The 12,777-nt window shown below is 43.1% G+C and carries 9 protein-coding genes; 5 read left to right on the top strand and 4 right to left on the bottom strand.

Going from position 1 to position 12,777, the window contains the following annotated elements; translation table 11 throughout:
• Window positions 1-8: 8 nt before the first annotated feature.
• From Q1W14_RS01315 to Q1W14_RS01300, 4 genes are all read left to right on the top strand, one after another.
• Complete coding sequence (locus Q1W14_RS01315; protein WP_300698493.1) at window positions 9-1,364, top strand: sodium:alanine symporter family protein; 1,356 nt, start codon at window positions 9-11, stop codon at window positions 1,362-1,364.
• Window positions 1,365-1,444: 80 nt separating this feature from the next.
• Window positions 1,445-4,027, top strand: a complete 2,583-nt coding sequence (locus tag Q1W14_RS01310) for an outer membrane beta-barrel family protein (RefSeq protein WP_300698490.1) — start codon at window positions 1,445-1,447, stop codon at window positions 4,025-4,027.
• On the top strand, window positions 4,027-4,551 hold the full coding sequence (locus Q1W14_RS01305; protein WP_300698488.1) for an RNA polymerase sigma-70 factor: 525 nt from the start codon (window positions 4,027-4,029) through the stop codon (window positions 4,549-4,551). Before Q1W14_RS01310 ends, Q1W14_RS01305 begins: the two co-directional genes overlap by 1 nt.
• The gene (locus Q1W14_RS01300) at window positions 4,548-5,501 is read left to right on the top strand and encodes a FecR family protein (RefSeq protein ID WP_300698486.1); all 954 of its coding nucleotides are present in this window, start codon (window positions 4,548-4,550) and stop codon (window positions 5,499-5,501) included. The genes Q1W14_RS01305 and Q1W14_RS01300 overlap by 4 nt, the downstream gene beginning before the upstream one ends.
• A 437-nt stretch (window positions 5,502-5,938) precedes the next feature.
• Here Q1W14_RS01300 and Q1W14_RS01295 read toward each other — a convergent pair whose 3' ends face one another.
• Entirely contained in the window at window positions 5,939-6,448 is a 510-nt protein-coding gene (locus Q1W14_RS01295) for an NUDIX domain-containing protein (protein WP_300698484.1), read from the bottom strand.
• A 70-nt stretch (window positions 6,449-6,518) separates the two neighbouring features.
• Window positions 6,519-7,748, bottom strand: a complete 1,230-nt coding sequence (locus tag Q1W14_RS01290; RefSeq protein ID WP_300698480.1) for an S-adenosylmethionine:tRNA ribosyltransferase-isomerase — start codon at window positions 7,746-7,748, stop codon at window positions 6,519-6,521.
• A 178-nt stretch (window positions 7,749-7,926) separates the two neighbouring features.
• Between Q1W14_RS01290 and Q1W14_RS01285 the strand changes: the two genes are divergently transcribed.
• On the top strand, window positions 7,927-9,057 hold the full coding sequence (locus Q1W14_RS01285; RefSeq protein ID WP_300698649.1) for a DUF2027 domain-containing protein: 1,131 nt from the start codon (window positions 7,927-7,929) through the stop codon (window positions 9,055-9,057).
• 79 nt (window positions 9,058-9,136) lie between these two features.
• Here Q1W14_RS01285 and Q1W14_RS01280 read toward each other — a convergent pair whose 3' ends face one another.
• Together Q1W14_RS01280 and Q1W14_RS01275 are read right to left on the bottom strand one after the other, a co-directional pair.
• Window positions 9,137-11,101, bottom strand: coding sequence for a hypothetical protein (locus Q1W14_RS01280; RefSeq protein ID WP_300698477.1), 1,965 nt, complete (start codon window positions 11,099-11,101; stop codon window positions 9,137-9,139).
• A gap of 38 nt (window positions 11,102-11,139) precedes the next feature.
• On the bottom strand, window positions 11,140-12,777 hold a 1,638-nt coding region (locus Q1W14_RS01275), incomplete at its 5' end, for a hypothetical protein (protein WP_300698476.1).

Here is a 12,777-nt window from a genome sequence, read left to right as displayed (position 1 = left end):
AAGCTACTATGACGGACTTCCTTGATTCTTTAAGTGCAGGAATTACTTCTATCAGTGATTTTGTATGTGGCTTTCCACTGTTTATACTATTGATAGGCGGTGGATTGTTTTTATTCTTCTATTCCGGAGCGGTTTCTATCCATCGTATCGGAAGTTCTATAAAAGCTTTACGTTATAAGTCAGAGGTTTCAGGAGAAGGACAAATCAGTTCTTTTCAGGCATTGATGAGTGCGATTGCATCGACTGTGGGCATGGGAAACATTGCCGGTGTGGCAATTGCTATCACGGTGGGAGGTCCCGGAGCTATCTTTTGGATGTGGGTCAGTGCTATTGTAGGTATGTCTACAAAGTTCTTTGAAGGGGCGCTTGCCATTATGTACAAGGGACATGATTCTGCGGGTGAGCCACAGGGAGGAACGATGTATATCATTCTTCACGGATTGGGCGAACGATGGAAACCGATGGCTTACTGTTTCTCTATTGTCGGGCTGATTGGTACATTGTGTGTGATGCAAGCGAATCAGTTGGTAGAGTCCATAACGACCGTTTTCACGACTCCTGCCGGAATTGAGAATACGTTGGGACTGCGTTTTATCATGGGCGTTGTTATCAGTGTGATAGTAGGTATCGTTATTATTGGGGGTATTAAGCGTATTTCTGTTATTTCGGCGAAGATTGTACCGGTGATGGTAGCTTGTTATATGCTTCTGGTAATGGTTATTATCTGCTTGAATTATGATAAAATACCGGGAGTGCTGGGCTCTATCTTTGATTCTGCTTTCACCCTGAAGGCAGGTATTGGAGGATTCCTGGGGATTGCTTTGGTGGGTGCCCGTCGTGCGGCATACGTTAACGAAGCAGGTGTGGGCACGGCTTCTATGATGCACGGAGCTTCCCGTAATGACAATCCGGTCCGTGAAGGTTTGGTAGCGATGATCGGACCTTCTATCGACTCAGGACTTGTCTGCACATTGACGGCTCTTCCTATTCTTATTGCAGGGAGTTATTCTTCGGAAGGAGGAATAAAAGGGCTTTATATTGCTTTGAATTCATTTGAGCAATTGTTACCCGGATACGGGCAATATCTGCTGATGATAATGGTCTTCTTCTTTGCTTTCTCTACGATGTTCTCCTATTCGTATTATGGATTGAAGTGCACTAATTTCTTGTTTGGTGCCCATAATGCAAAATATTATAATTACTTTTATCTGGTCATGATTGTAGTGGCCGCAATGATTCCACTGGGGGCTGTGGTTGCCATAATGGACTTGTCTTTTGCACTAATGGCATTGCCTACCATGCTCTCTCTTTTGTTGCTTGCTCCTCGGGTGAAGAAACGGATGAAGGAGTATTTTGCTGCTTGATGAAATAAATATTCCGGTTGCCGTACCCGATTGCAGACCTTGGTTGTAGTATAAGTAAAATCACTAAAACGAATGTTGGTATGAAACAGATGGATTTTACTTTCAGAAGAGCAGGGTTTCTGCTGTTATTCAGCCTTTTGTTTTGCTTTTCATTAAAAGTCGGTGCACAGACAGAACAGCTTATCAATCTTGAATTGAAGAATGAATTGCTGCCCGATGCTTTGAAGAAGATTGAGAAAGCCGGTGGAAAAAATATCCTTTTCACTTATGTAGGGACGGAGAACTATCGTGTTACTGCCGACATTCGCCAAAAGACGGAGAAAGAAGCTATTCGTATGGTACTTCAGAATAAACCCTTTGTCTGTTTGGAACGTGACCGGTATTTTGTGGTTCAGTTACAGGATAATGCGACAGCCATGCGGAAAGCCTTTGGTAGGGTTTATGATGAAACGAATACCCCGTTGGCATACGCCAATGTAGTGGCGTTGGGGGCGGCTGATTCTACGTTTGTCATCGGCTGTGTTACGGCTGAAGACGGGTCTTTTTCCTTGCCTCTGCCGGTAGAGGGCGACTTGTTGTTAAGGGTGACATACGTGGGTTATCAGTCTCAGACAGCGCCTTGCCGGCAGGAGAACGAAATACGGATGACTTCCGATAGTCAATTGCTGAAAGAGGTAAAGGTAACTGCCACACGTCCTTTGGTAGAACGGAAGGATGGTGGCTTTCTGACACATGTAGAAGGTACGCCGCTTGCCCTGCTGGGTACGGCGAATGATATGATTCCGTTCCTTCCTTTCGTTCAGGGGTACGATGGCAGTTATACAGTCTTTGGCCGTGGCACACCGGAGATTTATATCAATGGGCGGAAGGTACGCGACAATACCGAACTGAATCGTCTGCAAGCCAGTGATATTCTTTCAGCGGAAGTCATTACCTCACCGGGAGCGCAGTATGGTGCATCGGTGGGTGCAGTCATCCGCATCCGTACCATCCGCAAACAAGGGCAAGGTTTGAGTGGCAACCTTTATGCCAACTATTATCAGGGGCGTGTCGCCCAACTCTCGCAAGGTGCATCGTTGAACTATCGTGTTGGTGGAGTAGATGTTTTTCTGAAAGGTGATTTTGAGGAAAAAGACTACAATAGCCACTTCATCGACCGCCAATGGCTTGATGGAAGTTCTTCTTGGTATGCCGATAGCCGTCGTTCTTTTCGCAATAGTAGTGATACCTTCAACGGTGAAGTGGGCGTGAACTACGCTCCTGATGAGAAGCAGTCTATGGGAGTGCGCTATGTACCCAATACGGATTTGAACTCCAATACAGCCCATACCTATATAGAAACCACGGTGCAGCGTGACGGTGAGGAAGTGGACCGTCTGCATACGATAGGATATGCAACTCGTAAGCCCAAGTGGAATCATGCCGTCAACGGCTACTATAATGGAACGTTCGGTAAATGGAATATTGATGTCAATGCTGATTATGCCTCCCGTCAAGGCTGGAGCACACAGCGAATGGAGAATAACGGAGAAGAAGCTGCCGTTTATAGCAACGATACGCATAGCAAACTCTATGCCGTCAAACTGGTGGCAACCGTCGGATTATGGAAAGGCAAACTTTCTTTCGGTTCGGAAGATATGTACACCGACCGTCACCAGAAGTTTGTTCAAAGCGGATTCTCGGCAGATGCTGACGACCGCATCAAGCAAACCATTCTTACGGGCTTTGCCGATTATCGTGTTTCGTTGGGGAAGTGGGGGTTGAGTGCCGGTGTGCGCTACGAACATCAGCAGGTAGATTATTACGAAGCCGGCGTGAGTCAGGCACAGCAAAGTCCTGTTTATAATGACTGGCTGCCTACCGTTTCGGCCGATTACGGCATAGGGGACTGGAACTTCGACTTTTCCTATCGGTTGCTGAAGTTCCAGCCTTCGTACGAAATGCTTTCCAGCTCCATCTATTATATGAATAAATACGAGTATCTCAGCAAAAACCCGCAACTGCGTCCGGGCAAGTGTCACATGCTTTCGCTGAACGGGGGCTGGAAGTGGGTGAATCTGACGGCTTTCTATCGATATTATTCAGACAGTTTTACCACTTTATCCCGTATTTACGATGACATCAATCATCCGGGAGTGATTGAAGAAACGGTACTGAATGTGCCGCATACCACCACTTGGGGAGCGGCGATTAACGTTTCTCCTACGTTCGGTTGTTGGAATCCCCGGATAGGCGTTTCGGTTTCGTGGGTGGACGAGGACATGGCTTCGCTGGGAGTTACAGCGAACTGGCACCAGCCGAATTTGCTTATCGACTTCAATCATTTTTTTACATTCTCCCACGGTTGGTCTGTTATTCTTGGCAGCTACTATTCGCCTAAGTGTAAAAGTGGGCACGGTGTGGATGATGCTATAGGAAAGGTGAATGTTCAGGTGTTGAAGTCTTTCTTGAAAGACCGTTCCTTGAAGGTGACGTTAGGAATGTATGATGTTTTCGGGACAGACAAAATGGGTAGTGATATATACGGAGACCACACTCGCCTATACAGGCATTACGACTTGGATTCCCAACGGGTAGGAGTACGTCTTGCTTGGGCATTCAATGCTACGAAGAGCAAGTATAAGGGCACCGGTGCCGGTCGAAGTGAAAAGAATAGATTGTAATGATTCATTTGTTCCGCCAAGAAAACAAGAGACAAGAAGCCTTCGGGCAACTGTTTGCCGCACATTATCCGCGTCTGCTGCGTTATGCCGTCCAGTTGATGGGCGATCGTGAAGAAGCACGTGATATAGTAGGTGAGGTGATGGAGCAGGCTTGGCGGCAATTTGAAAGGATAGATGTGGCGGATTGTGGTGGTTATTTATATACCGCCGTGCGCAATACTGCCCTCAATCGTTTGAAACATCTGCGTGTGGAACAGGAGAATCTGGAAGCTTTGCGTGAAGCCACACGGATGGATGTGGAGAGTAACTACCGGGAGCATGAGGTATTGTTGCAACAGGCGGAGAATATTGCTCGCATGTTGCCCGAACCCACTTGTACGGTGCTGCGGCTCTGTTACTATGAGCATCTCACTTATAAGGAAACGGCTGAACGTCTCGGTATCAGTCCCGATACGGTTAAGAAACATATATCCAAAGCCTTGCGTCTGCTGCGTGAGGCATTCAATGATACGGAAAGAAAATGAAAGAACAAGAAGAAATAATGTTCAGCAAAGATGCCGGTACGCGCCGTTTGCAGAATGCTTTTGGTGAGGTGCTTGGTGATTTGCCTACCGATGCGGATGTGCAGGAGGCATGGAAAACGTTTGTACATCGCCGTGCAGCGAAGAAGCGTAAAAGAGCGATTGGACTCTATGCATCTGGTGCTGTGGCAGCAGCGGTCACGATACTCTTTATTTTTGGATTCCCTTGGCGGGGACAGGGAGGAGCAGAATTAAATATTGCGGTCTTCACTGCTCTTCAAGCTCCCCGCCAAGTTCTTATCACCGAAAGCGGTGATTGGATTCAAGTGGCTACGCCTCCCGCTACTACACAGCATGTGAAGCTGCCCGACGGCACTTGCGTGCTGCTTGGCGCCAATAGCCGGCTGGAATACCCGAAACTATTTCCGGGTCAAGGCATACGGCAAGTCCGGTTGAGTGGTGAGGCTCGTTTCGAGGTAGCGAAGGATGTTGCCCGGCCTTTCCTTGTTTTTACGGGAAAGATGCAGACCGAAGTGTTGGGAACTGTGTTCGATGTGAATGCTTATCCGGGTAGTGAAACCTCAGCTGTCACGCTCTATCAAGGCAGGGTGAGGGTGAGCGATGATGAGGAGAGGCGTGATATACTTCCCGGACAGCAAGCCGTCCTGACGGAGAAAAAAGGATTGAGTTTGAGGAAAGCAGCGGTTTCAGCAACGGAAAGTTGGGTAAACGGTGAATTCGTTTTTGATGATGCCCCATTGTCGGAGGTATTACATGCCGTCGGTACGTGGTATAATGTCAGTGTCATTTTCCGCACTGCCGATTTGCTTCATCTTCGTATCCACTTCCGCTATACACGGCAGGCATCTCTTTCGGAACTTATACAAGTATTGAATGACTTGGGTATCGCCCACTTACAGCAGAGTATGGAGAAAGTGATTGTGAATAAATAGCGCAATTCTCGTCAAGAGCAGATTTACGAAAGATTAACAAACGGGAGGCTAAAGCCTCTCGTTTGTTTTATCAGAATGCATGATGCGTTTACCCTGAACAGACCATTTGTTTACCTCAAACGCATCATCTGTTTGCCCTGAACGCACTATCCGTTTTGCCACACTTCAACGTCCGGAATGCTGGAGGTTTTCGCCAAAATGCCAAAGGTTTTGAGAGCAAATGCCAGCCATTTCAGTTGCTAAGGTGTGGCATTTGGGGAGATAAAGTGTGGCGTTCGGGGAGCAAACGTGCGGCATTTCAAATGAGAAGCTGTGAGGATAAAAAAAGAACGGAGAAGCAATGCCTCTCCGTTTACGCTAATTTAAAATTGAATCTTAAATAGAATTACGAATACAAATATACAACATCGGAAAGGCGATGTCAAGTGTTTCGGGATTTATTTTAGTTGTGAGAGTACTTTCTCTATCTCCCCTTCAAAGTTCGGAGTAAACACGCCTTTGCCCATATTCTCTTTAATCTCTTCTATACTCCAGAAGCGTCCGCCATTAAGTTCGTCACTAGGATGTATCTCGCCATCGTAAACGGTTTTGTGTACAAAAACAAGTTCCTTTTCACGGGCAGACTCAAAAACGTAATGCATCAGTGTTTCGGGAGTAAAGTCGGTGATACCCAGTTCTTCGCTCACTTCACGCTTCAATGCCATTTCTACACTTTCACCAAGGTCGATATGACCGCCTACGGAGGTGTCCCATTTGCCGGGTTGAATGTCTTTCCAATCGGGGCGCTTCTGCAAGTAAAGTTCACCTTTAGAGTTAAAGACGTGTAAGTGGATTACCGGATGCAACTGTTTGCTACCGCTGTGACACTCGCCACGAGTAGCAGCTCCTATGATATTGCCTTGTTCATCAACAAGGGGAAACATTTCTTGATTGTTATCGCTATTCATTGTTCTTCTTTCTTTTTAAATCCTTTTATGGTGATACGTCCGGGGTTTCATGATCTCGTTAATTGCTATCCTAAGGTATCAGCAACGACGAATCCCCATAACTCAAGAATCGGAATTCGTGATCGAGTGCATAATCATATATCTTTTTCCAGTCTCCGTGAACGAATGCTGATACAAGCAGTAACAGTGTGCTTTGTGGCTGATGGAAATTAGTAACGATTGCTTTTACTATTCGATACTCGTATCCCGGCGCAATGATTATTTGCGTACTAGTGTGCAAGGTTTCCATTCTATGTTGGTCGAGATAGCGGACAATCGCTTGCAATGCTTCGACTGCTGGTGTTGCTGCAACTTCGGCGGACATCTCGTATGGTTGCCATTGTTTTACATGCAAATCTTCTTCCGTTGCATCGGGATTATTTAATAAGGTGATACCTATATGATAAAGGCTTTCCAATGTACGTACAGAGGTTGTTCCTACGGCAGTAGCTTTACCTTCGTGAGTTATCAGTTTAAGAAGAGTACTACGCGATACGGAAATGTATTCCGTATGCATTTCATGTCCCTCAATCTCTTCACTCTTTACAGGTTTAAAAGTACCGGCACCAACGTGCAGTGTCAATTCTTCCAAGTCAATCCCTTTTTCTTTCAATGTATCCAGTACGCGTGGAGTAAAATGTAATCCGGCTGTAGGTGCGGCAACTGAGCCTTTTATTTTAGAATACACAGTCTGATACGTCTCCAAATCACTCTCCTGGGTATCACGGTTCAAGTAAGGTGGAATAGGCAATTCACCAAAAACTTCGAGAATATCGGCAAATGTTACTTCCGGATTATCCCAGCGGAAATCTACCCAATGGCTGGTTCCGTGGCACTCACCCCGTTCAGCAGTAAGAGTTAGTGACTTTCCCTTCACAGTCATTTCTCGTTTCAGAATACCTTCTTTCCATTTTTTCAGATTACCTATCATGCAAAGCCAGGCTGCATGTTCCGTTTGCTGGAAGTTGAGTACATAGTCGTTGGGTTGAATCGGTTCCAAACAGAATACTTCAATCAAGGCTCCCGTTTCTTTGCGAAAATGCAAACGCGCCTGTATCACTTTGGTATTATTGAATATCATCAAGCTTCCCTTGGGCAGATACTCGGGTAGAGAAGTAAATACATCTTCTGATACTTCGCCGTGGCGGTATAACAATAGTTTGGATTGGTCTCGTATCGGCAGTGGGAATTTAGCAATGCGTTCGTCGGGCAATGGATAGTTGAATTCACTGATACGAATATGTTTTGGGTCTTGCTTCATGACTTTTATTTTTACGATGTGCAAAGGTACGGATATAATAGGATAAAATGAATTCCGGTATAACTTTTTCAGTTAAGCTTGAAAGTAATGCACTCGATTTGCATTATCTTTGTGGAACTATTGGAGGCTTAAAGTTACTTCAATCGTAAATTGTAAATAGTAAATCGTAAATATAATGGTGAAGATAGGAGATAAAGTCCGCTTCCTCAGTGAAATAGGAGGTGGTGTAGTGACAGGATTCCGAGGGAAAGATATTGTATTGGTAGAAGATGCCGACGGATTTGATATTCCGATGCCCGTACGCGAATGTGTAGTGATAGAAACCGATGATTATAATGTACCTACTCCGGCAGCCAAAGCCGCTGCTCTCAAGAAGAAGGCGGAAGAACAGGCAGCACGTTCGAATGCTTCTTCTCCGGTTGTCATTAGTGGAAAAGTGCGTCCAGCTGAATCGCAACCAGGACATCTGGCAAAACCCGAAATGTCAGTGTATCGCCAACCCGAAATGAAAGGTGGAGATACCCTGAACGTTTTCCTCGCTTTTGTTCCCGAAGATATCAAAGCGGTTAGTACTACACCGTTTGAAGCATATTTGGTGAATGATAGTAATTACTATATGTACTATACCTATCTGGGCGCTGAAGGCAAGTCCTGGACAGCCCGTTCGCATGGTTTGATAGAACCCAATACCAAGTTATTGCTGGAAGAGTTCGAGAAGTCCGAACTGAATGACCGTGAACATGTAGCAGTACAATTGATTCCTTTCAAGGACAAGCGTTCTTTTGTTATGAAACCGGCAGTTAGTGTGGAAATACGTATTGATACCGTGAAGTTCTATAAGCTTCATACATTCCAGAGTACAGACTTTTTTGAAACTCCTGCATTGGTTTATGATATCATAAAGAATGATTTCCCCATTAAGCAGGTCTATGTTTCTGCCGAAGAATTGCAAGATGCCTTGATGGAGAAAAAGGTAACAGAGGCTCCGGCTACTCCGCAAACTCTCATCAAACGTGGTGGTAAGAATGAGATTATTGAGATTGACCTGCACATTGGTGAGCTACTGGATGATACTCATGGTATGGGCAATAGTGAAATATTGAATTATCAATTGGATAAGTTCCGTGAGGTACTGGAAAAATATAAAAGCAAACGTGAACAACGTATCGTATTCATTCACGGAAAGGGTGACGGCGTGCTTCGTAAAGCGCTGCTAGATGAACTGAAACGGAAATATCCTAATTTCCGCCATCAGGATGCATCATTCCAGGAATATGGATTTGGAGCAACGATGGTGACGATAAAATAAAAAGAATATGCCCCTGCACGTAATTTTTCCGTGTAGGGGCATCTTTTTGTTGAATGTGTAAGGAGTTTATTCAGCTTGGTTATTTAACAATGTCGTCCTTTATCAGACTCCATATCTTTTTTACACTATCATAGTCGTATTCCTGATAAGGTTCGCCGAATATTTTTTCCACTTCTTTAAGATCTTTCCAATCTACCAGACAGGCGTGTAGTTTCCTGCGTTCATCTTTATTTGTGAAGTGCTCGCTGGAATCAGGTTTCCATGTATCCCATTCATTAGTGAATAATGTGGCATTCCAGTGCAAATGCTCTCCTTCTGCTAAATTATCTAAGCGCTCATTACCTAATTGGGCAAGGAAATCATTCTCACAAATCAGTTGTTTGATCTCTTCTTTTTCCAGTCCCATCATTTTGAGTTTTGTTTGAAGATGTATGGCTGCCGATATGTTAGTGACTTTTTTGATATGTGATAAGTCTTTCCAGGATGCCTGCCTGCTTGGATCTTTCTTGTTGTTGTAGTAATCATGTATTTTCCTGGCGGCCATATAGCGTGATTCATCAACAATAATATCTTCCGTGAAGATGCCTTCGTTGCTTCCGAATACTTTGATGGCTTTGAACTTCTCGGTGGCAACTTTCATATAGTCATAATCTGCACTGTTATGTACTTTCACGAAAATGTCGATGCTGCGATCGGTTTTCCTTTCCATAAACCGGCAGATACTGATAGCTGTTTTCATGTTTAAGTTCGAATCACCCAATGATATAACAATATAATCTAATGTGTCTGATTTCTTGTCTAATAACTCCCAGTATTCGTTGCTGTTTACAAGTAGTTTCTTGTACTCTATATCATAGTGCTTCATTCCCGGGAATCGATATTCAAACTCTCCTTGTTTGCTATCCATGTCTTTGTCGATGGCAATAGCATGAAAAGCTGACTTTACAAATTGTCCGTGCTCTGTTAGAACTCGTAGCGTATAGTGGCCTACTTCCCCCAAACCGATAATCAGTGCAGTAAAGTCTTTTTTTGCTATGGCTTTTTGCGTATCGACTTCTACATAGTTGACAGGAGGATAGTTGATAATCAATTCCATTGCTGCTAGTTTGGCCGGGTTGATAATATGAATATCTATATTTTCAGAGCTCTTCTTTTCGAATAAGTTAATCATGTAGTCAGCATTGGCGCGGACATAAATTGAAATGGAAGCTGTAGATTTGAGCTGGTTCTGTATTTCATCTATAGCATTCAGCGCCGACTGTATATTATAATCTATATTATTGGAGAAGAAGAAAAGGTGTACTTTTCCTTGGGTCAATAGTTTGGCAATTCCTATATCCTTCAATGAGTCTTCTTGCGTATACTCTCTGTTTAGTAATAATACATCCAATTTACTGACTTGCTCAAATAATGATTCTCTATTCTGAAATACGGATTCTAATATCTTGCTTTTAGAAGCAATATCAAGCTTGTTCTTGATTCTTTTATCAAGCAATAAAATCTGTCTGTTCTCTTCCTTGCGTTTGAGCAGGCTTTTTGCTAACTCTAAAGACTCTTCATTCAATCCAAAGAAGATGTAATTCGTTTCGGCAGAAGCGTAACGTAACTTTAACCACGAAAGTAGATGTTTGCCAAATAGTTGGATAACAATCATAAATGTAATCAGGAAAGCGAGGAAGTGTATAATGGAAAATAGAGTCATATAGATAACGCTCTCGTGCATGTGCTTGCTCACCTCTATCAAATCGGAATGCAGGAAGAACATGTGGAAGGTGGATATGAACGAACGCAATCCTAATGCTATCAATGAATGCAGACTTCCTTCGTCCATATATCCGATAAAGTAGATGAAGAATCCACCTAAAGCTGTGACCGGTATCAAAACTCTGTTTCTGATATTGAGACATAGCTTTTTATTCTTGACTAATAATAGGCAGTAACCTGCTATTATTAAAAGTAAAATGAAGAAACCAATCAGGTTCCATAAAGTAAAACATGGTTGACTGAACCAGTTACTTAGGGGCTGTAGGAAGGTGTTTGTCATGGCCGATAAATAGATTGATTGTTATATGTTTCAGTTACTTATTCTTCTCTTAATACGAGAAAACCTACCAATACATCTGTTTGTGGTACAAGTTTCGTGATTTTTTTCAAATTATCATAATTATCAGACCTTAAAAAAGTCAGAGAATCATCTCCTTCTTTTTCTTTTGCCTTTTTGTAATCGTCTGTATTGTTCACAATCATACCTTTTCTTGCTGTAACAATGTCGCCTAACTCAACTACAGGATGTTTCAGATTGTCTTTGGTAGCTATAACGACCATACCTTGCAATGGATATTTACCGGCCTCTACTCCGGTGAAGAATTTCTTTACTTGTGGAACGTATGACTTTGTTTCGGGGAAATAGGTCATATATTGATCGAGACGTTTTAAAATTTCCTGTAGCATGTCGTGTGTGGTAACAGAGTAGGAAACTTCAAACCAGTTGGAAACGTCATATCCTTTTGCTTTTGCTGCTTCTTTGTCTTTTTCGCTTAATATCTTTGCTTGTTTGCGGCTTTCTTGTGCAGTTGCCATAAGCTTGGCGAGGCGTATTATCTTTCCCCACATAAGGTACTGGTCATCTTCTGCTGATAACTCGAATTTGCTAAGACTCCTTTTAATAGAGGCGTCAATCATTTCTGCTGTTTTCTGCAAGCTTTTCTGTTTTTCCTTTATATCTGCAGATAACTCCATAACGTGCTGGGTACGGGCTTTTATTTCTACATTTGTCTGAATATTATTTGCTACTTTTTCTTTTAACTGATCTAACTTTTTTTGTTCTTGTTCCAGTTTCAAACTTTGTTCTGTATTCAGATATCCTAGTTTATTTATGAGTGCATTGGCTTTCTCTTCTTCTAACTTCTGCAAACGATTATATTCGGTCTTTGGTAAATGCAGGCTTGTGGAGGAAGGCAGGTTCAGCCAATAAGTTGAAAGCTCTGTATAGTTTTCCAATACTTTGTCCGGCATACTCGATAGGAGTTGTAAATAGCCATAGTAGGCTGCATTGGCTGAATATTGAAAATACTCGGCATTAACCTTGCTGGTTGATACGGATATTTGGGGTACATCGCCCATCTGAAGATATCTTTCCAAAACTTCTATAGAATTATAGATATCATCAAAGAAACTGGGATACAGTGTATGATGGAATACTTCTATGTCTGTAATATCTACTTTTTGTAATTGAAGCATAGAACGCTGATAGTCATTCAAACTGAATGTTGTAGTGTCTTTTTGTAGCTTTTGTATCTCCCTGAAATGAAAATCCAGCGTCTTTCTAATCTCTTGGTTTATATAAGAAGTATCAGAGGAAGACGCTTGTGCATACCTGCTGTAGTAGTCTATCCATGCCTCATTGATTGCTTTTGCCTCTGATACCAAAAGATTGATAACTGCCATTTTACTCGTCATCTTGTCTGTTTGTTCTTTACAAATAGGAATGGCACTCGTTCTGAAACCATAATATAGTGCTCCGATACAAACGCAAACAGCAATAGCAATTATTGCTATCCATCTTATTTTCTTCGTACTCCAAGCGTTGGGTTTGCTTTTTAAGTAACGTTTTAAGCGGTCGATAGATGCATCAAAATATTCATGTCCCCCTGCTGCAATGCTTTGATATTCATTTAATCCTTTCAGCTCTTCCGGCATTACTTGTGGCCATGTAAACCC

This window comes from Bacteroides sp., assembly GCF_030151085.1.
In the GTDB taxonomy this organism is placed as follows: Bacteria; Bacteroidota; Bacteroidia; order Bacteroidales; family Bacteroidaceae; genus Bacteroides.
The sequence above is the reverse complement of the archived record's forward strand: the minus strand, read 5'-3'. Positions and strand labels throughout refer to the sequence as shown.